Annotated in this window: 19 protein-coding genes; 11 read left to right on the forward strand and 8 right to left on the reverse strand. The window is 65.1% G+C overall.

Features of this window, described 5'->3' with window-relative positions; all coding sequences use genetic code 11:
- The first annotated feature begins 48 nt into the window (after positions 1 to 48).
- From yajC to M1D32_RS09370, 4 genes are all read left to right on the forward strand, one after another.
- Positions 49 to 444 carry a preprotein translocase subunit YajC gene (gene yajC / locus M1D32_RS09355; protein WP_458782149.1) on the forward strand — a complete coding sequence of 132 codons (396 nt, stop codon included), beginning with the start codon at positions 49 to 51 and terminating at the stop codon, positions 442 to 444.
- 102 nt (positions 445 to 546) lie between these two features.
- On the forward strand, positions 547 to 2310 hold the full coding sequence (gene secD / locus M1D32_RS09360; protein WP_458781933.1) for a protein translocase subunit SecD: 1764 nt from the start codon (positions 547 to 549) through the stop codon (positions 2308 to 2310).
- Entirely contained in the window at positions 2310 to 3332 is a 1023-nt protein-coding gene (gene secF / locus M1D32_RS09365) for a protein translocase subunit SecF (protein ID WP_458781934.1), read from the forward strand. Before secD ends, secF begins: the two co-directional genes overlap by 1 nt.
- 132 nt (positions 3333 to 3464) lie before the next feature.
- The gene (locus tag M1D32_RS09370) at positions 3465 to 5855 is read left to right on the forward strand and encodes a RelA/SpoT family protein (protein WP_458781935.1); all 2391 of its coding nucleotides are present in this window, start codon (positions 3465 to 3467) and stop codon (positions 5853 to 5855) included.
- On the opposite strand, the gene M1D32_RS09375 is transcribed toward M1D32_RS09370, so the two are convergent.
- The 3 genes from M1D32_RS09375 to M1D32_RS09385 form a co-directional block, all read right to left on the reverse strand.
- Complete coding sequence (locus tag M1D32_RS09375) at positions 5736 to 6473, reverse strand: hypothetical protein (RefSeq protein WP_458781936.1); 738 nt, start codon at positions 6471 to 6473, stop codon at positions 5736 to 5738. The genes M1D32_RS09370 and M1D32_RS09375 overlap by 120 nt on opposite strands.
- 112 nt (positions 6474 to 6585) lie before the next feature.
- Entirely contained in the window at positions 6586 to 8106 is a 1521-nt protein-coding gene (locus tag M1D32_RS09380) for a DUF349 domain-containing protein (protein ID WP_458781937.1), read from the reverse strand.
- A gap of 67 nt (positions 8107 to 8173) precedes the next feature.
- Entirely contained in the window at positions 8174 to 8986 is an 813-nt protein-coding gene (locus M1D32_RS09385; protein ID WP_458781938.1) for a peptidylprolyl isomerase, read from the reverse strand.
- Between the two features lie 228 nt (positions 8987 to 9214).
- Between M1D32_RS09385 and hisS the strand changes: the two genes are divergently transcribed.
- Complete coding sequence (hisS, locus tag M1D32_RS09390) at positions 9215 to 10585, forward strand: histidine--tRNA ligase (RefSeq protein ID WP_458781939.1); 1371 nt, start codon at positions 9215 to 9217, stop codon at positions 10583 to 10585.
- Here hisS and M1D32_RS09395 read toward each other — a convergent pair.
- Both M1D32_RS09395 and M1D32_RS09400 read right to left on the reverse strand, forming a co-directional pair.
- Positions 10582 to 11649 (reverse strand): HNH endonuclease, encoded by a 1068-nt coding sequence (locus tag M1D32_RS09395; protein ID WP_458782150.1) that lies wholly within the window; start codon positions 11647 to 11649, stop codon positions 10582 to 10584. The two genes, hisS and M1D32_RS09395, sit on opposite strands and share 4 nt — an antisense overlap.
- Positions 11650 to 11828: 179 nt before the next feature.
- Complete coding sequence (locus tag M1D32_RS09400; protein WP_458781940.1) at positions 11829 to 13085, reverse strand: APC family permease; 1257 nt, start codon at positions 13083 to 13085, stop codon at positions 11829 to 11831.
- Between the two features lie 109 nt (positions 13086 to 13194).
- On the opposite strand from M1D32_RS09400, the gene aspS reads away from it, so the two are divergent.
- On the forward strand, positions 13195 to 14973 hold the full coding sequence (gene aspS, locus M1D32_RS09405) for an aspartate--tRNA ligase (protein WP_458782151.1): 1779 nt from the start codon (positions 13195 to 13197) through the stop codon (positions 14971 to 14973).
- Positions 14974 to 15045: 72 nt separating this feature from the next.
- Positions 15046 to 15828: a GNAT family N-acetyltransferase gene (locus tag M1D32_RS09410; protein WP_458781941.1), complete on the forward strand. Its 783-nt coding sequence runs from the start codon at positions 15046 to 15048 to the stop codon at positions 15826 to 15828.
- A 2-nt stretch (positions 15829 to 15830) separates the two neighbouring features.
- On the opposite strand, the gene M1D32_RS09415 is transcribed toward M1D32_RS09410, so the two are convergent.
- From M1D32_RS09415 to M1D32_RS09425, 3 genes are all read right to left on the reverse strand, one after another.
- On the reverse strand, positions 15831 to 16046 hold the full coding sequence (locus tag M1D32_RS09415; protein ID WP_458781942.1) for a helix-turn-helix transcriptional regulator: 216 nt from the start codon (positions 16044 to 16046) through the stop codon (positions 15831 to 15833).
- A complete protein-coding gene (locus M1D32_RS09420) occupies positions 16043 to 16459 on the reverse strand; it encodes a hypothetical protein (RefSeq protein ID WP_458781943.1) in 417 nt (138 codons plus the stop codon). The genes M1D32_RS09415 and M1D32_RS09420 overlap by 4 nt, the downstream gene beginning before the upstream one ends.
- A gap of 72 nt (positions 16460 to 16531) precedes the next feature.
- Entirely contained in the window at positions 16532 to 17200 is a 669-nt protein-coding gene (locus M1D32_RS09425) for an acVLRF1 family peptidyl-tRNA hydrolase (RefSeq protein WP_458781944.1), read from the reverse strand.
- 73 nt (positions 17201 to 17273) lie between these two features.
- Here M1D32_RS09425 and M1D32_RS09430 point away from each other — a divergent pair, with 73 nt between their 5' ends.
- The 4 genes from M1D32_RS09430 to M1D32_RS09445 all read left to right on the forward strand — a co-directional run bounded on the left by M1D32_RS09430 (position 17274) and on the right by M1D32_RS09445 (position 20269).
- Positions 17274 to 18692, forward strand: a complete 1419-nt coding sequence (locus tag M1D32_RS09430) for a replication-associated recombination protein A (RefSeq protein WP_458781945.1) — start codon at positions 17274 to 17276, stop codon at positions 18690 to 18692.
- Between the two features lie 170 nt (positions 18693 to 18862).
- Positions 18863 to 19489, forward strand: coding sequence for a 30S ribosomal protein S4 (rpsD, locus tag M1D32_RS09435; protein ID WP_066276228.1), 627 nt, complete (start codon positions 18863 to 18865; stop codon positions 19487 to 19489).
- A 145-nt stretch (positions 19490 to 19634) separates the two neighbouring features.
- Positions 19635 to 20009, forward strand: coding sequence for a DUF948 domain-containing protein (locus tag M1D32_RS09440; RefSeq protein WP_050054932.1), 375 nt, complete (start codon positions 19635 to 19637; stop codon positions 20007 to 20009).
- A gap of 17 nt (positions 20010 to 20026) precedes the next feature.
- Entirely contained in the window at positions 20027 to 20269 is a 243-nt protein-coding gene (locus M1D32_RS09445) for a hypothetical protein (protein ID WP_240341793.1), read from the forward strand.
- The last annotated feature ends 48 nt before the right edge of the window (positions 20270 to 20317 follow it).

The following is a 20317-nucleotide window of genomic DNA, read 5'->3' on the forward strand; positions in this document are numbered from 1 at the left end:
ATCACTGCCCAGACCACTACTACGCAGCCCGGCGGCGGCATTGACATCATGTCGATCCTGCTGTTCGTGATGCTCGGCATCTTTATCTTTATGATGTTCCGCCGGAACAAGAAGACCCAGCAGCAGCAGGCGGCCCTGCAGTCGCAGTTTGCCCCGGGGGTTGAGGTGATGACCAGCTTTGGCCTTTACGGCCGGATCGTCGACATGGACGACGAGGAGAACAAGGTGACGCTGGAACTTTCCCCGGGCAACCTGGCCACTGTCCACCGCCAGGCCGTCACCAAGATCGTGGAGCCGGCAGCAGCTCCGGAAGCCGATTCCCCGGCCGTGCCGGATGACGCTTCATCCCTCACCGCCCGGGAAACCGGCACCCAGCCCGCGTCGGTGGAGACCCCGGACGAGACCTTGAAGCGGCTCAATGACGAGGGCAAGAAGGACAACTAGTCCCGCTGGTTCTTTACACCACCGCTACGGCTGCGGATGACCGCCGGTGCCGGCACCAAGCATGCACCGGCGGTTCCTCCGTGAATAAGAGAAAGATCAACAATGGCACGAACTGGCCTTAAGAAACCGGGCCTCAGGGTCCTGGTCTGGCTCGGCGTAATCCTCGCCGTGCTGACTGCTGTCCTTGCCGGCGGCACCATGGCCGGGCAGGCGAGCTGGGCGCCAAAGCTGGCGCTGGACCTCGAGGGCGGCACCCAGATGATTCTGGCGCCCAAGGTAGAGGGCGGTTCGGACATCAACGAAGAACAGCTCAACCAGGCTGTGGCGATCATCCGCCAGCGCGTCGACGGTTCCGGCGTCGCTGAAGCGGAGATCAGCACCCAGTCCGGGCGCAACGTGGTGGTCAGCCTTCCCGGCACACCCTCAAGCCAGACGCGCGACCTCATCCAGGCCTCCGCTGACATGAACTTCCGCCCCGTCCTCCTCAACGGAGCGGGCGCACCTGTTCCGGAGGAGTCGCGGGCACCCGAGGAACAGCTGCCGAAGCCGACGGCGGAACCCACCAACAGCAGCGACACCAACTGGATCACCCCGGAAATCTACCGGCAGTTCGAAGCCCTGGACTGTGACAACCCGTCCCAGGATGAGCAGGAACGTTCGGATCCGGCCAAACCGCTGGTTACCTGCGAGCCGGCTTCCGGAACGAACCCTGCCATCAAATACATCCTCGGTCCGGTGGAGGTCAAGGGCAGCAACATCGTCACGTCCTCCTTCCAGCTCCAGCAGGGTGCGCAGGGCGCCGTCACGAACGAGTGGGCCGTCAACATCCAGTTCGACGACGAAGGCACGGCGAAGTTCAAAGAGGTTACCGAACGCCTGAACCAGTTCTACGTGGCTGCCGGCGGCGACTCCGGGAACGACCCCAAGGCCCAGTTCGCCATTGTGCTCGATGACCAGGTCATCTCTGCTCCCCGCTCTCTTGCGGTCATCACGGACGGCCGGCCCCAGATCACCGGCGGCTTCACCGAACAGACCGCCAAGGCCCTGTCAGACCAGCTCCGCTTCGGCGCACTACCCATCAGTTTCGAGATCCAGAGCGAGCAGCAGATCTCTGCCACCCTTGGCGGCGAACAGCTGCGGATGGGCCTCCTTGCAGGCGTGATCGGCCTGCTGCTGGTGGTGGTGTACTCACTCTTCCAGTACCGGGCCCTCGGCTTCGTGACCATCGCCTCGCTCGTGGTGGCCGGCATTCTGACCTATCTCGCCATCGCCATCCTGGGCTGGACCGAAAACTACCGGTTGTCCCTGGCCGGTGTGGCCGGCATCATCGTGGCCATCGGCCAGACAGCAGACTCGTTCATCGTCTACTTCGAGCGCATCCGCGATGAGCTCCGCGAGGGACGCGGCCTGGTGTCCGCCGTCGAAAACGGCTGGAAGCGGGCCAAGCGCACCGTCCTGGCTTCCAAGGCCGTCAACCTCCTTGCGGCCCTTGTCCTGTACTTCGTGGCCGTGGGCAACGTCCGTGGCTTTGCCTTCACGCTTGGCCTCACCGCCATCGCCGACCTCATCGTGGTGTTTATGTTTACGCACCCCACCCTGCAGCTCCTGGCGCGGACCAGGTTCTTTGGTGAAGGCCACCGGCTGTCCGGCCTTGACCCCAAGCGTCTGGGCGCCGTGCCGCTGTACCGTGGCGCAGGCCGTATCCGTACGCCCGAAGACAAACCTGCCGCCGCCGTGGTCCGCGCCAAGAACGCCGGTGCCGCGGCCGAGGCCGAACGCCGGATGACCATTGCCGAGCGCCGGATGGCGCAGAAGCAGGAGCAGCTCGCAGGCTCCTCGAAGTCTGCAGCGAAGGAGAACAAGTAATGCCAAGCTTCGCTAATTTCGGCAACGAGCTTTACACGGGCAAGCGCTCCTACAACTTTGTAGGGGCCAAGAAGATCTGGTTCATCATTGCGGCGGTTGCCGTTGCCCTGTCCATCCTTATTCCGGTGGCCAAGGGCGGGTTCAACCTCGGCATTGAGTTCCGCGGCGGATCCGAGTTCACGGTCTCCAACGTCCAGACCACTGACGCAGCCCTAGGCGAAAAGGCCGTCACCGATGTGGTGGAGGGCAGCGTTCCGCGCGTAGCCAACGTGGCCGGGACCACCATGCGGATCCAGACCGACAAGCTCACGGACGACGAGACCCTTCGCATCAAGGAGGGCCTCACCGCCGCCTACGGCGTCACGGACAACGAAGTGACCTCAACGTTTGTGGGTCCGACATGGGGCGCGGACGTGACCAAGCAGGCACTGATCGGCCTGGTGATTTTTGTGCTCCTGGCCGCGGTGCTGATGGCGTTGTACTTCCGCACCTGGAAGATGTCACTCTCGGCAATCGCCGGCATGGTGGTCACGATGTTCGTTACAGCGGGGGTTTACGCCCTCAGCGACTTCGAAGTCACCCCGTCCGCGATCATCGGGTTCCTGACCGTCCTGAGCTACTCGCTCTATGACACCGTGGTGGTGTTCGACAAGATCCGCGAAAACACCGCCGACCTGGATGCCTCAACCCGGCGTACCTTTGCGGAGGAAGTCAACCTGGCCGTGAACCAGACCCTGGTCCGCTCGATTAACACCATGATGGTGGCAATCCTCCCCGTGGGCGCCATCCTGTTCATTGGTGCAGGCCTGCTGGGTGCGGGAACCCTGCGCGATCTCTCGCTTGCGCTGTTCGTCGGCATCCTGATTGGAACCGCAGCCACGATTTTCGTCGCCGCTCCCATGTATGCCTGGCTGCGCCAGAACGAGCCCGATCTGGCCAGGCAGGCCAAGCGCGTGGAGCACCGCCGCGCCGAGGCAGCCTCCAGGTCCGGATCAAGTGCCGTAGAGCCGGCCCAAGCCTGACCGGCTTATGCCGGGCCGGGCAGTGTCAGAACTTTGACGCTGCCCGGCCCGTCCTGTTTTAACGGCCGGTTTAAAAAGTCCCCCGGCGGAGGAATAGACTGAAGTAATTAAACGGTGGTGAGGGGTGCTTCATTGGAAGAACGTTCGGCGTCGGTGCCAACGGCACAGGGAGATAAGAGTGCTGCCGGTCTGCAGGCCGGGGCGGCCGCTTCCGCGCGCTCAAGTTCTCTGGTCCCCGTTGACAACTCCGGGTCCCGTCCCACCTTCCCCGGCCGGAGGGAACGCACCCGTTCCAGGCTCGCCCGCCTGACGGGACGCAGCGCAGCAAATTATTCGCCCATCCTCGAGCCGCTGCTGAGGACAGTAAGGGCCAACAATCCCAAAGAGGATTTTGACCTGATCCAGCGTGCCTTCGACGTGGCGGAACAAAGCCACCGGGGGCAGAAGCGCAAGAGCGGCGATCCCTACATCACCCACCCGGTGGCGGTGGCCACCATCCTCGCCGAACTGGGACTGAGCGGGACAACCTTGGCGGCGGCTCTCCTGCACGACACCGTCGAGGACACCGCCTACACGCTTGCTGACCTGAAGCGCGATTTCGGCCCTGAGGTGGCAATGCTCGTTGACGGCGTGACCAAGCTGGACAAGGTCAGCTTCGGGGAAGCAGCCCAGTCCGAGACTGTACGCAAGATGGTTGTGGCCATGGCTAAGGACATCCGCGTGCTGATGATCAAACTTGCCGACCGGCTTCACAACGCCCGCACATGGCGCTTTGTCTCCGCCGAGTCTTCTGCCCGCAAGGCCCGGGAAACGCTGGAAATCTTTGCCCCGCTTGCCCACCGCCTCGGCATGAACACCATCAAGTGGGAGCTGGAAGACCTCTCCTTCGCGGCGCTCTATCCGAAGGTGTACGAAGAGATTGTCCGCATGGTGGGGGACAGGACACCGGAGCGGGAGAAGAGCCTGAGCGTTATCCGCGACCAGATCACGGAAGACCTCCGCACTGCCAAGATCAAGGCCACCATCACGGGGCGCCCCAAGCACTACTACTCGATCTACCAGAAGATGATTGTCCGCGACAAGGACTTTGACGACATCAATGACCTCATGGGTGTCCGTGTCCTGGTGGACTCCGTCCGGGACTGTTACGCGGCGCTTGGAACCATGCACTCGCGGTGGAACCCGCTGCCGGGCAGGTTCAAGGATTACATCGCAATGCCCAAGTTCAACATGTACCAGTCGCTGCACACCACGGTGATCGGCCCGGGCGGGAAGCCGGTGGAAATCCAGATCCGGACCCACGAGATGCACCGCCGCGCCGAATACGGCGTTGCCGCCCACTGGAAGTACAAGGACCAGCCCAACCGGACTGCCGTGGGCCCGGGCAGTCCCCGCGACGGCGACATGGGCTGGCTGCGTTCACTGGTGGACTGGCAGCAGGAAACGTCGGATCCCGGCGAGTTCCTTGATTCGCTGCGGTTCGAGATTAACGCCCGTGAGGTGTTTGTCTTCACCCCCAAGGGTGAGGTTATGGCCTTGCCGGCAGGGTCTACGCCGGTGGACTTCGCGTACGCCGTCCATACCGAGGTGGGACACCGGACCATCGGCGCCCGGGTCAATGGCAAGCTGGTTCCGCTCAACAGCGAGTTGAACCACGGCGACTGGGTGGAGATCTTTACCTCCAAGGCCGAAGGCGCCGGACCCAGCCAGGACTGGCAGCACTTCGTCAAGAGCGCCAGGGCCCGCAACAAGATCCGGCAGTGGTTCAGCAAGGAACGCCGTGAAGAGGCGATCGACCGCGGTAAGGAACTGCTGACGCGGGCGATGCGGAAGCAGAATCTTCCCTTGCAGCGCTTGATGACGCACGAGGCCCTGGCCGCAGTAGCCCAGGAATTCAAGTACGTCGACATTTCCGGTCTCTACGCCGGAGTGGGGGACGGGCACACCTCCGCCCAGTCGGTCATGGAGAAGCTCGTTGAAAGCCTTGGCGGCAATGAAAGCACCGACGACGACATCACCGAAGTCAGTGTCCCCACCCAGGTCACCAAGGCACGGTTCTCCGATTCCGGGGTTGTCGTCCGAGGCGTGGGTGACGTCTGGGTAAAGCTTGCCCGCTGCTGCACTCCCGTGCCGCCGGATCCCATCCTGGGTTTCGTGACCAGGGGCTCAGGGGTTTCGGTGCACCGCACTGACTGCACCAACATCTCGGACCTGAAGGACCAGCCGGACAGGATTGTGGACGTGGACTGGGCGCCCACCCAGTCCAGTGTGTTCCTGGTGGAGATCCAGGTGGAGGCGCTGGACCGCAAATCGCTGCTCTCCGATGTGACGCGCGTGCTGTCCGAAAACCACGTGAACATCCTTGCAGCCAGCGTCCATACCTCCACGGACCGGGTGGCCATCTCAAAGTTTGCTTTCGAGATGGGGGACCCCAAGTACCTGCACCACGTCCTTAGTGCGGTCCGCCGCATTGACGGGGTTTTTGACGTCTACCGCACCACCGGGAACAAGCGCCGGAGCTAGCCGGGCCAGCTTCTCCAGCGCTGCTCTTTTATGGGGTACGCGGGGGCTGGCCTCGATGGCAAGCACGAGCAAACGCAGGCGCACATCGTTCTGCGGGCGTGCGAGCAGCCGCTCGAGCGTGGGAACGGCGCGGTCGGCCTCCACGTGCAGCGCGACATCAAGGGCAGTCCGCAGCGGGCTGGACACCATCAGGCCGCCCAGGCTGACCACGTCGAGGGGCCCAAGCTTCACCTCATGCAGCGTGCAGCCCCTGGTGTTCCGAAGGCTTGAAACGCGCCGCTTCGCGTCCACCAGGAGGGCAATCCGGTCCGGTTCGCCGGCACAGCCGTAGATCCATGCCGCCGTCATTCGGCCCGCTACTACCCGTTGGCGGACTGCAACGGGGACGGCACCCGCTGCAGCCCGTGCACGCAGCTGTGGAGAGGCAGTGGCTCCCGGCAAGGTGTAGCCGTGCTGATGGAAACGTTGCAGCAGGCCGTCCGAGGCCAGGGACTGCAGCTCCGGCGATGCAAAAGGCAGGCCAGGAGCGTACAGTTCGGGAAAACGGGGTGCTGCTTCCCCGCCCTGGCCAGGGTCCTTGTCCCGGTTTGCCGACGGAGCAGGTGGTGGAATCGCCATCCACCCATCCTGCCGCCCCCGCGCTTAACAGGGACAGGCCCGGTTCCGGATATGTGGATAACCGGAGCCGGGCCTGCAGTTTACGGCAGCCTGGATGAGCCAGGCGATGAGGCTAGGTCAGTTCGCTGGCGGAACGCTGGATCTGGTCAAGCCACGCCTGCCGTGCTTCGAGGGCTTCCTGGGCAGCCTTGATCCGGCGCTGGTCGCCGGTTTTCTCTGCCTTGGCAAGATCGTCCTGCAGCCCGGCGATGGCGGACTCCAGCTGGGAGAGGGCGCTGTTGGTGCGTGCTTTCCGCTCCGGGTTGGACCGCTGCCACTGTTCTTCCTCAGCGTTGCGCACTGCATCCTCAACCTTGCGAAGACCCGCCTCGATGCGTCCCATGTCTGCCCGCGGGACCTTGCCGGCCTCTTCCCAGCGGTCACGGATGGACTGCAGGGCCTTCTTGGCGGCGGCCAGGTCCTTCACCGGGAGGATCGCGTTGGCCTCGGTCACGAGGGCTTCCTTGACCGTGAGGTTTGCCGCGTACTCCTGGTCGATTTCGTCATTGGCGGCCTGGCGGTTTGTGAAGAAGACATCCTGGGCGGCACGGAACCGCGCCCACAGGGCGTCGTCGTCCTTGCGGCTGGCCCGCGGCGAGGCCTTCCACTGGTCCATCAGGCGGCGGTACTCGCCGGCTGCGAAACCCCAGTCAGTGGAGGTGGACAGGGCCTCCGCTTCGGCGATCAGCTTTTCCTTGGCGGACTTGGCAGCGGAGTTGTTGCTGTCCAGCTGTGAGAAGTAGGCCCGGCGGTGACGGTCGAACACGGTGCGGGCGGCCCGGAAGCGCTTCCACAGGGCGTCCTCGTTGCTGCGGCCCAGGCGGACTCCGCTCTTCTGCGCGGCCTTCCAGCTCTCGAAGAGCTCATTCATCCTGGCGCTGGAGGTCTTCCACTGCGTCTGGGCCGGATCCTGCCCGGATATCTGCTCGGCTTCTGCAACAATTGCCTCGCGTGCGGCAAGCTCGGAAGCGCGGACGGCGTCGTGCTCAGCCTTTTCCGCCTTTTCCAGCTCAGCGATCTGGGTGGAGAGCTCGTCGAGGCGCGCCTCGGCCGACCGGAGATCGCCCACCATGTTCCGTTCGGCCAACTGCTCGCGGAGGTGACTGACTGTCTTCTGCATGTCGGTGCTTGGAGCCTTGGAGCTGACGCGCTGCTCAAGCAGGACGATCTGGGCTACCACGTCGTCATATTTCCGGGCAAAGTACGCCAGGGCTTCGTCGTCGCTGACGTCCGGGTACTGGCCGACAGGGTGCTCGGCGCCGTCGATGGTCAGGAAGACGTGTCCGTCGCCTTCAACGCGTCCCCACTTTGAGGCTTCCGCCAGTGAGGTGGACGGAACCGTGGGAACCGGTGCTGCGGCAGGCGCTGCGGCGGGCTTGGGGCGGGAGGCAAAGGCGGCCGGGGAGGGCGCCGGGCGGGGCGCCGGCGCATGCGCGCTGTTCTCCGGTGCCGGGCTGCTGCTCTCCGTTGCATCGTCCACGGGGGCTTCCGCTGCCGGGGTGGTGGCTGCTTCAGACGCGTCCTCGACGGCGGCGGGTGCCGTCGTCTCGGTCAGGTCTGTTGCTGTTTCGTCGGATTTCTGACTGTCTGTCACCGCTAAAAGTCTTTCGCTTGGAGGAAAATACTCAGGTCCTGCGCCGCAGCCGCCGGGGCCGGGCCTCCTACTTCAGAGAAAACGAGTCTATCGTGACTGGTTCCACAGGTGCGCCGTCTGTGTCGCTGCTGCCCGGCGTAATTCCGGCGGCGGCCAGATTCGAGACCACTTCCAGGCCGGACGTCACCCGTCCCACCACTGTGTAGCCGCCGGCAGTGTCGGCCGGAATGACCGTGTCCTTGTAGACAATGAAGAACTGTTTTCCGTTCCCAAAGGCGTTGTTGCCGGTACGGGCCACGGCGACTGTCCCGGCGGGATAAGTATTGTCAGCGGGCGTGTTCTCCAACGGCCCCCAGGTGTAGTCAGGATCGCCCTGGCCTTCCGGGCCGGAGGCGCCGCACTGCAGCAGCCCGAAGGTCTCACCCGTGGTGAGGCGGTGGCAGGATTTCCCGTTGTAGTAGCCCTCGTCGCTGAGGGACTTGAAAACCGCGGCGGCCTGCGGGGCGTTCGTCCCATCAAGCTCCACGGCGAGTGCGCTGCCGTTAAGGACGAGGTCGCCGGTGAAGGTCTTGCCCGCAGCGGTCTCGGCAGCCGGGATATTAGGGCCGTTGGTCGCTTGGGCAGTCGGGCTTGCGGATGCTGAGGCGGACGGACTTGTCAGCCCCGCCTCCGCAGCAGCGAACTCTTCCTCAGTCGGATTCCCTGCGAAGGCGGTGAGCTGGAGTACGACGGCGAGCACAACGGCGGCGGTTCCGGCGCCGGCGGCGATGACGTTGTCCCGCTTGCGCCGCTTCTCCTGGTCCCGCCGCAGCTCGCGCTTGGCTTCCATTTGCTGGATGCGACGCTTTGCTTCGCGGGCGCTGCGTGAACTGGCCGCCAAGGTTCCTCCTTATTGTCGGGCTGCTGCACAGCGTGGCGTAAGGCCTCGGGCGCAGTTGTCTGACGGCCGAGCCCTGCCGGTCCGCCGCATTAGAGATGCCGGCGGATGACGCATAAACTGACTGCCGCACATAGTTTATGCATGACTGGCTGGACTGCCGCCGTTCCTGGCCTCTTTCGGGATACCGGGCAAGTCCCAGGCACAACACCTACGAGGAGAAAATCCACCATGGCACGCACCGCCTCCCTGTCCGGATTCCCCGAGTGGCTTCCCGAGGAGCGGCTGGTGGAGCTGCATGTGCTGGACACGCTTCGCCGGGTATTCGAGCTGCACGGGTTCTCTTCAATTGAGACCCGGGCGGTGGAAACGGTTGGCCAACTGCTGCGCAAGGGCGAGATTGACAAGGAAGTGTACGGCCTCAGCCGGCTACAGGAGGACGAGAGCGACAACCCGGTCAAGGGAGGCAAGGCCGATCCGCACGCCCTTGCCCTGCACTTTGACCTCACCGTCCCGTTTGCCCGTTATGTGGTGGAGAACGCCGGCTACCTCGCCTTCCCGTTCCGCCGGTACCAGATCCAGAAGGTTTGGCGCGGTGAGCGTCCGCAGGAGGGCCGCGCCCGTGAATTCACGCAGGCGGACATCGACGTGGTGGGCGACGGCGACCTGCCCTTCCGGTACGACGTCGAAATTGCCCTGGTGATCGCCGAGGCCCTCAGTTCACTGCCCATCCCGGACTTCCGCCTGCGGATCAACAACCGCAAGCTGGCGGAAGGCTTCTACCGCGGCATCGGACTCGAGGACACCGCCGGCGTGCTGCGGAGCATCGACAAACTTGAAAAGATCGGCCCGGACAAGGTGGCGGACCTGCTCAAGGCGGAGCTGGGGGCCACGGACGAACAGGCGCAGAAGGCGCTGCAGCTGGCTGCGATCCGCACGGAGGACACGTCCTTCGTGGCACAGGTTCAGGCGCTCGGGGTCAGCAACGAGCTGCTGGATGAAGGCTTGAACGAGCTGGAACAGGTGATCGAGGCGGCTGTCCAGCGTGCCCCCGGCAAGGTGGTGGCTGACCTCAGCATCGCCCGCGGCCTGGACTACTACACCGGCACCGTGGTGGAAACCGTTTTGGTGGGGCACGAGCAGCTGGGCTCCATCTGCTCCGGCGGCCGTTACGACGCGCTGGCATCGAAGGGCAACCGGAAGTTCCCGGGGGTGGGCCTCTCCATCGGCGTCACGCGGCTGGTCTCCCGCATCCTCAGCCAGGACCTCGCCAAGGCCTCACGCTCCGTTCCGACCGCGGTCCTGGTTTCCCTCACCTCCGACGACAGCTGGAGTGCGGCACAGGACGTTGCAGCCCAGCTCCGCAGCCGTGGAATTGCCACCGAGGTGGCGGCGAAGGCGGAAAAGTTCGGCAAGCAGATCAAGTTCGCTGACCGCCGCGGCATCCCCTTCGTTTGGTTCACCGACGACGACGGCACCCACCAGGTGAAGGACATCCGCACCGGTGAACAGGTGGTCGCGTTCCCGGAAACCTGGACCCCGCCGCTGGAAGATCTGACGGTTCAAGTGGCCTCGACGGTGCAGGTGCCATCCACGGTTTAGGGAACTGACGTCCTACGCCAGTACGGGTCGTTGAAGTGGGCGCGCTTGAGTGCCTTCATGCGTTCCCGGTGCTGACGACGACGCGGCGCAGCACCCCCAACGTTCGCCAAGGTGCCGGTTAAATGAGTCCCGGTCATCAGTGTGCCGGGCAGCGGGGGAGCTGTTGACCGGTATCGGTGCCCTGTTGGTGTGCGCAGTTTTACTGAGTGTCGGGGCCCCGGGACGGGTTTTGCTGACCAGGCTGGTGCTTCTTTGGTGTGGTTGCAGGCTTCGCAGAGGCCTTGCCCGTTTCCGCTGATGGTGGGGCCGTCATTGTGCCGGGGGATGATGTGGTCGTGGTGGCGGATGGGCGCGTCGCAGTAGGGGGTGCGGCAGGTGTCGTCGCGTACTTGAAGGAACCGGCGGAGGCCCGGCGGGAAGAGGCGTGCCTTGGAGTCCATCCCGACCAGTTCACCGGTGGCGGGTGCTGTGTAGAGCCGGCGGAGCCAGACCTTGAATTCGGCGCTCTCCGGGGTTGCTGCTGAATGCGCCGCGGCGCCCGTGTTCTCAGAACCAGTTGCTCTTATGCCCGCCTTTTCAGCAGCTGTTTCCCTGCCGGCAGGCTTTGAGTCAAACGCTCCCATGACCGCTTTTCGTGCCCAGCTGCCGGGGATGATGCCGTGGCCGGTGAGTCGGGCTGGTTCGCTGTCGCCTTGGAAGAGGGTGCGGTCGGTCATCACAAGCTGGATCTCGACGCCGGTGATCCCGCCGGGGGTGCCGGTGAGGCGTTCGACGAGGGCGTCGGCCATGATGGCGCCTTTGGGACGTTGATCGCCGGAAGACTTAAGTGTGTCGGCGTGGCGGGTGAGGGCTTTCCCCAAACCCAAAAACCTGCCGCCACGGGAGGGAGACTCGCGCCGGGCCAGGGCGATTTCCGCTCCCACCCCGGCGCCGAGCTCATCTGCCGGGACACCCGCCGCGGCCTGTTCTTGTCTTCTCGAGATGTCATAAGCCACGGCGATCTTGGCCTGCACCGCGGCTGCTGCCGCTTTCAGGTCTTCCAGCTCGCGGAGCTGGTCAATCATTCCCGGGCCATCAGCGGCTGGACGGATGGATGCAACGGTGCGCACGGCATCGGCAACCCGGGGACCAGGAAAACTTCCCTCTGCTTGAGTCGCTTCCTGACCCCGGGTTCCCGACGACGCTGTTGCTTCCATGGACAAAGTCTTCCAGCCGGACGCGGCAAAAACAGATGCCCGAGGAGCTATGTGGATAACTCCGGCCGCAGCCGCAGCACCAGCCAGCGCCCGGCCACACCGGCGGCCAGGACCGCCATCATGGTGAGCACTGACGCCGGTGGAAGGGTGAAGGCCAGCAGGAGGCAGGCCAGGAAGCCGACCGCGTTAAGCCACTTAGGTGCATACCCGGGGTGCGATGCCAGCGTGTACGCAGAGGCGTTGGCCACGGCGTAGTACAGGAGCACGCCGAAACTTGAAAAGCCCACCACTGTCATGACGTCGGTTGTCAGCAGGAGCAGGATAACGACGGCGGCAACGGCGACTTCTGCAGCGTACGGAACGGTATGCTTGCCGCCCACCCGGGCCAGCGGCCGGGGAAGGTCCCGTTTACGTGCCATCGCCAGCGTGGTACGGCCCACGCCGGTGACCAGGGCCAGGAGCGCGCCGAGGCACGCAGCTGCCGCGCCCGCCTGCACCAACGGCGCGCCAGCGGACAGCCGTGACTGCAGGACCGCTTCCAGCAGTGGGGTCTGCGTGGCCGCCAGTTCTCCGCCGGGAAGGTGGTTGAGCAGCAGCAATGCCAGCGCCAGGTAGATGGCGAAGGCAGCAGCCAGTGCAGCAAGGATGGCCCTTGGGATGGAGCGGGACGGGTCCTTGACTTCCTCGCCCAGCGTGGCAATACGGGCGTAACCGGCGAAGGCGAAAAACAGCAGTCCGGCAGCCGGCAACACACCCCCGGGTCCACCCGAGGCAGCAGTCAGAGGTCCGTCCACTGCCGGGTGCGGCCCAACAATCGCCGCAACGGCGACAAACGCCAGGGTGGCCAGCACCACGCACAGCAGGACGCGGGTCAACAGGGCCGTTCGGGTGATCCCCAGAAGGTTGACAGCGGTCAACGCCACCACCGCTGCGATGGCGACGGGCACTGCATAGTCACCGGCTATATAGCTGCCGAATGTCAGCGCCATCGCTGCGCAAGAGGCGGTTTTTCCGGTGACGAAGCCCCAGCCGGCGAGGAACCCAGGCCACTCTCCGAGCTGTTTGCGGCCGTAGACGTACGTCCCTCCGCTGGTGGGATACTTAGCTGCCAGGGCAGCTGATGCCACGGCGTTGCAGTACGCCACGGCCCCGGCAATGACGACCGATAGGACCAGCAGGTTTCCTGCCAACGCGGCGGCGGGGGAGAAGACGACGAACACCCCCGCGCCCAGCATGGAGCCAAGGCCGATAGTGGTGGCATCGAAGGTACCAAGCCTTCGATGCAGTTGCTGGTGCGCGCTCATGCGGTGACAGTCCCTTTCCAGCGGGTAAACTCGAACGGAATCGTTCCCCGAACGATCCTATTCAACTTTCCGTATGACTTCCCGTGTTTACCCCGCAGAAAGGCGTGCTGTGCTGCGCACACATGACCTCGGATCCCTTCGTTCCGAGCACATTGGACAAACCGTAACCCTCGCTGGCTGGGTGGGCCGCCGTCGTGATCACGGTGGTGTGGCTTTCGTGGACCTGCGCGATGCTTCCGGCGTGGCACAGGTTGTGGTCCGTGAGGAAGAAGTTTTCCACGGCCTGCGCAACGAGTATGTCCTGCAGGTCACCGGCACCGTTTCCAAGCGGCCTGAGGGCAATGAGAACCCTGCGCTGGCCACCGGTGAAATCGAGGTCATGGCGGACAAGGTGGTCATCCTCAACACCTCGGAGCCGCTCCCGTTCCAGATCGACGAGCACGTTGAGGTGGGCGAGGAAGCACGCCTGAAGCACCGCTACCTGGACCTGCGCCGGCCCGGCCCCGCCCGCAACCTTCGGCTGCGCTCGGAGGCAAACCGGGTGGCCCGTGAGCTGCTGCACCAGGACGGCTTCGTGGAGGTTGAGACCCCCACGCTGACCCGTTCGACGCCGGAAGGCGCCCGTGACTTTGTGGTCCCCGCGCGCCTGGCCCCGGGTTCGTGGTACGCCTTGCCGCAGTCACCGCAGCTTTTCAAGCAACTCCTGCAGGTGGGCGGTTTCGAGAAGTACTACCAGATCGCCCGCTGCTACCGCGATGAAGACTTCCGCGCCGACCGCCAGCCGGAGTTCACCCAGCTGGACATCGAAGCCAGCTTCGTGGACCAGGACGACATCATTGCCCTGGGCGAAAACATCGTCAAAGCACTGTGGAAGCTGATCGACGTCGAGATCCCGACGCCCATCCAGCGCATTACCTACGCGGATGCCATGGCCCGGTATGGCTCGGACAAGCCCGACCTCCGCTTCGGCGTGGAGCTGACCGAGCTCACCGCGTTCTTCAAGGACACCAACTTCGGTGTCTTCAAGGCCCCGTATGTCGGCGCCGTGGTGATGCCCGGCGGTGCCTCACAGCCCCGCCGAACGCTGGACGGCTGGCAGGAGTTTGCCAAGCAGCGAGGACACAAGGGCCTTGCATACGTCCTGTTCAAGGAAGACGGCGAGCTTGCCGGCCCGGTAGCGAAGAACCTGACCGACACGGAGCGTGCAGGCCTGGCGGATGCAGTAGGCGCCAAGCCCGGCGACTGCATCTTCTTCGCTGCCGGCGAGAAGTCAGCTGCCCGCGCCCTCCTCGGTGCTGCTCGTGTCGAAATCGGACACCGCACCGGCCTGATCGACCCCAAGGCCTGGGCCTTCTGCTGGGTAGTGGACGCGCCCATGTTCGAACCCGCCGCAGCAGCGGTGGCCTCCGGAGACGTGGCCGTCGGGGGCGGCAAGTGGACCGCCGTGCACCACGCCTTCACCTCGCCCAAGCCCGAGTTCCTGGACACGTTCGACCAGGATCCGGAGTCGGCCCTGTCCTACGCGTACGACATCGTCTGCAACGGCAACGAAATCGGCGGCGGTTCCATCCGTATCCACGAGCGCGACGTCCAGGAACGGGTCTTCGAACTGATGGGCCTGGACCGGGAAGATGCCCAGACGAAGTTCGGCTTCCTGCTGGAGGGCTTCAAGTACGGCGCCCCTCCGCACGGCGGCATCGCCTTCGGCTGGGACCGCGTGGTGGCACTGCTGGCCGGCGTGGAGTCCATCCGCGACGTTATTGCCTTCCCGAAGACCGGCAACGGTTACGATCCCCTCACTGCCGCCCCGGCACCGATCACGCCGCAGCAGCGCAAGGAAGCCGGCGTGGACTTTAAGCCTGAGGCCAAGCCGGCAGACGGCAAGTAACGTACCGCTGATCCACCTGAAGGCTCTCCCGGCAGGGAGGGCCTTCAGGCTTATCCGCAGACTGGAGTCCTTATGGTCCACCGCCTCCCCGGGCAGCGGGCCCGCGCCTTCGAAACGCTGATGGACATGGCCTGGCCCGCCGTCGAGCGTTACGACACGGGGGAGTGGGTGCTCCGGGCTGCCGCCGGCGTTACCCAAAGGGCCAACTCGGTGTGGCCGCGGAAGGCCCCAGCGGAGCCCCAGGCTGCGCTGCGCGAGGCGGTTCAGTGGTACCGGAAGCGGCGTCTTCCCCTGATCTTCCAGCTAACGGACACACCTGCCAACGCCGTCCTGAACGATCTTTTGGACGCTCAGGGTTTCACCCGGCAGTCCGAGACGCTTATTTTGGCCCGGCCGGCCGGTATTGAACCTCCGGGGCCAGCGGCTGCCAAGGTGGAAATCCGGGACCAGCCGGACGAGGAATGGCTGGACCTTTGGTGGAGCGTGGATGGTCGGGGCGGCCAGGCCGAACGTGAGACGGCGCGAACCATCCTGGCCGGGTGCCCTTCCCTCTATGCCCTGGCGAGGGACGACGACGGCGGGCCAGCCGCCGTCGGGCGCCTCGCCCTGGCGGACGGAACCGGCGGCCTCTACTGCATGGCCACGTCACCGTCCCGTCGGAGGCGCGGCTACGCTTCGGCGGTGCTGCAGGCGCTGCTGTCCGAGGGGGACAAGCGCGGCGTCGCCCACTTCTGGTTGCTGGTCACTGCGGCTAACCAGGCAGCCCGGCGGCTGTACAACCGGGTTGGGTTCGAGGAATCGGGCCGTTACCTCTACCGCCAGCAGCGGCCCCGGCGCGCCCTGACGGGCTGCTGAGCTCAACGCCCGGTTCTTATGTCCGCATCGTCGGGAATGAAGATCGACTCAATGGGCTTGTCAAAGAGCCGTGCGATGCGGAAGGCCAAAGGAAGGGCCGGGTCGTAGCGGCCGGTCTCCAGCGCGTTGACGGTCTGCCGCGAAACGCCCAACTGATCGGCGAGATTCCCTTGCGTCCACCCGCGTGATTCGCGCAGCACTTTCAGGTGGTTGTTCACCGGCGGGCCACCACGATGCTTGTGACGATCCACCCCAGCATGCCTGCTGCGTAGATGATCCAGCCGATCCCCACGAAGCTCATGCCTGCTATCTCGAGGAAAGCAACGGTCACAGACGCAACCATGGCGACGGCGAACCCGCCTCCGAGCGCCTGCAGCAGCAAAAGGCGTTGATAATCGTCGATGCGCTTTGCATGGCGGAGCACGGCCCGGACGATCCACAGGCTGGGTATCACCGGCAGAACGGCCCAGACAAAGCGCCACGGGCTGCTCCCATCCAGGTCGCCCCAGAGAAGCACTGCCGTCAGCACCACGGCGTAGGCGGCGATGCCTGGCCAGAAATCAATCTGATAGGAGCGGGCAACTGCCCGGTCGCCGGCGCTGCGGTCATTGCTGTCAAGTTTGCTTGTCATGCATCAAGTGTGCGGCCGCCACAAAGAAGTGTCAAGGGTCCTTGTCATCCTGCTGTCCCGGTCCCGGCGTTGCTAGTGCGGGTCGGTGACCTGGATCCGTATCGAGCAGGCATCAGCGGCCGCCTTCTTCAGTACGGCGGCCTTGGGGTCGGGGACGTCAAGGTAGGCCAGCCGGGGCAGCCCGGCATAGTCCTTCAGGGCCACGTGGTCGAGGACAAAGCCCGCCAATGCCCGGTCACCGCCCGGGACCACGTATTCGAACGGCTCCCCGCTGAATACCCGAAGGGCCTGTTCGGCTACAGCATCCACGAGTGCGTCCGCCTGGTTGGACCGCCGCCGCGCGAACCGTTGCTGGGACTGGCCGCCCGCGGCGGTCCGGGATTGCACGTAGGTGGAGCCGACCTTCGAAGCCAAGGGCACGCCCTCACTGACCACCGCAACCCCGTAACCTCCACGCCGGACGAGGAGGAGGCCGAGCCGGCGCGGCTGTGACGCGAGGGAGGCAAGCCGTTCCAGCGCGTCAGCGCCGCGGCCCGGCCTACCGTCACTGGGCCAGGGCGCCTGCAGGAGCGCTTCGGCGCCGTCGTCAGCGAGGAGGCGCAGCCCGTCGTCGTCATCCCGCACCTGAAACCCGCCATGCGCGGCGCCGAACCTCTCCGCCCAGCCGGGCAGGCGGCTGCCCGGGACGTAGGCAGTGCGCACGGACGGCAGTTTGGCTCCGCCGGTGCTGCGTGCGGACATAGTGGCATTCCTTTACTGGGCCGGGTGGACTCCCGGGCAAAATCCGGAAGTGAACTCGAAGTAGCCTATCTATGTGGAAGATCTCTTCGGGCACGGTACCGGCAATGACGATGTCGACGACGGTTCCGTTGCCGCCGGCCGGGCTGCAGGGCCGGGGGCCAACGCTTCCCCCCGCGGCCCGCTTGCCGTCCGGATGCGTCCCCGCACCCTTGATGAGGTAGTGGGCCAGCAGCACCTCCTGGGCCAGGGCTCGCCCCTGCGGCAGCTCGCTGCCGGGGCCGGAGCAGACACAACAGGCCCTGCTGGACCCACCTCGCTCATTCTCTGGGGGCCCCCGGGAACCGGCAAAACAACCCTCGCCCACGTGATTGCCCGCGGACCGGGCAGGAAATTCGTGGAGCTCTCCGCGATTACCGCAGGTGTCAAGGACGTGCGGCGGGTGATGGACGAGGCCTTGACGGCACGCGACCTCTACAAGACCACCACGGTCCTGTTCCTGGACGAGATCCACCGTTTTAACAAAGCCCAGCAGGATGCCCTGCTGCCCGGCGTCGAAAACCGCTGGGTGGTGTTGGTTGCCGCCACCACCGAGAATCCGTCGTTCTCCGTGGTGTCACCGCTGCTGTCCCGCTCACTGCTGCTAACGCTCCGTCCGCTGACGGACGCGGACATTGAAGGACTGATCCAGCGCGCCGTCGCCGACCCCCGCGGGCTGAACGGGAAAGTAGGCCTCAGTGAGGAAGCACTCGACCACCTCGTAAGGCTTTCCGGCGGCGACGCACGCCGGGCCCTCACGGCATTGGAGGCGGCCGCCGGCGTTGCCTTCGGGGACGCGGACGATGCAGGGGAGGGGCCCGTCGCCGTCGAACTTAAACACACCGAGCGTGCCCTGGATGTGGCTGCGGTCCGCTACGACCGTGCCGGCGACCAGCATTATGACGTCATCAGCGCGTTCATCAAGTCCATCCGCGGCTCCGACGTGGACGCGGCCCTGCACTACCTGGCCCGCATGCTCGAGGCGGGCGAGGATCCGCGGTTCGTCGCCCGGCGGATCGTGATCTCGGCAGCGGAGGATGTGGGGATGGCTGATCCCACGGCCCTGCAGACTGCGGTGGCCGCGGCCCAGGCCGTGCAACTCATCGGTATGCCCGAGGGGCGGATCATCCTCGCCGAAGCCGTGGTGCACCTGGCCACGGCGCCAAAGTCCAATGCCGCGTACATGGGTATCAACAAGGCCGTCTCCGATGTGCGGGCGGGGCTGGGGAACGGCATTCCCGCCCACCTGCGGGACGCCCATTACCCCGGTTCGAAGCAGCTGGGGCACGGCCTGGGCTACAAGTACGCCCACGACGCGCCACACGGAGTTGCCACTCAGCAGTACCCGCCCGATGACCTGGTGGGAAAGGACTACTACCAGCCCACCGCCAACGGCGCCGAGCGCGACATCGCGGTACGGCTGGAGCGGCTGCGAAAGATCGTCCGGGGCCAGTAGGCGCCGTGGTAGGATAGATGTTTGTCTGGCAAGGCGCGGACGCACAATCTCCCCAATTTTATGTTGAGAAGGTTATGCCTGTGCCCAGTAGCAAAAGGCAGCGGTTGGCCGATGCTCTCCATCGTGGAGGCCAGTAACACTGACACACCGCAGATATTGGAAGGACACAAGTGGCTAACAACACTCGTGCTCGCCGTCAGGCCCGCCTCTCGCGGTCCCTCGGCATCGCTCTGACCCCCAAGGCCGCCAAGTACATGGAGCGCCGCCCGTACGGCCCCGGTGAGCATGGCCGTGCCCGCAAGAAGCAGGACTCCGACTACGCCGTACGTTTGCGCGAAAAGCAGCGCCTGCGCGCCCAGTACGGCATCCGCGAAGCACAGATGACCCGTGCCTTCGAAGAAGCCCGCCGCACCAAGGGCCTGACCGGTGAAAACCTCATCGAACTGCTCGAAATGCGTCTGGACGCCCTGGTCCTGCGTGCCGGCTTCGCCCGCACCATCGCCCAGGCCCGCCAGCTGGTTGTGCACCGCCACATCATGGTTGACGGCGTCCGCGTTGACCGCCCGTCGTTCCGCGTCGGCGAGGGCCAGCTGGTCCACGTCCACAGCCGCAGCGAAACCATGGTTCCGCTCCAGGTTGCAGCAGCCGGCGCCCACCGCGACGTCCTGCCCGCCGTTCCGGCATACCTGGACGTCAAGCTGGAAGCACTCCAGGCACGCCTGGTCCGCCGCCCCAAGCGCTCCGAGGTCCCCGTGACCTGCGAAGAGCAGCTGGTCGTCGAATTCTACGCACGCTAAATTCCAGCAGCGTATCCAAAGAAGCCCGTGGCAAGCGCCGCGGGCTTCTTTGTATGTAAGGTACTTGGGGGACATCTGCGGAATGCGCTTCACGACGCATCCGCCGGGTGGAACGAACCACAGAATTTCGAGGAGATGAACGTCTATGTCTGGTGGCGATATTGCCGGCCTGATCGCTGCCGGAGTGTTTGCGCTCCTGGTGTTGCTGCTTGCCGTGCCCATCCTGAAGCTGGGCAAAGTACTTGACGAGGTCCGGACCTCCATCAGGTCCCTGAGCGACGGCGCCACGCCGCTGATGGACGAAGTCACGGCCACCGTGTCCACCACCAACCAGCAGCTGAAGAAGGTGGATGGAATCTCCTCCAACGTCTCTGACGCGTCAGCGAACCTCTCGGCACTGTCCTCGCTGGTTGCCGCCACCGTTGGTTCCCCGCTCATTAAAGTGGCAGCGTTCAGCTACGGCGTCCGCACCGCACTGGCCAACCGCAAGAAACCCGCTGCCGGCCGCCGCAGCCGCTGAACTCCGGAGAACCTAAAATGAAACGACTTGTCTGGATGGGAATCGGCGTGGCGATCGGAGTCATCGCGTTCCGCAAAGTCACCGAAGCCCAGGCCACCATGCAGTCCACGCTTGGGCCCCAGGGCCTCAACCGGGCTGTAGGCCGGCTGGCCGACGGCGTCTACGACTTCGCGGATGCCATCCGGGACGGAATGCGTGAACGGGAAACCGATCTCCGCGCCGCCCTCGGGGTGGACTCCGGAGAACTGGTCCGCCGCTGACCCGGCACCCGGCCAGGCCGCAGCCCGGCCCCGGCACGTCAGAACCAA

The sequence above is a fragment of the Arthrobacter sp. D3-16 genome, assembly GCF_054408515.1.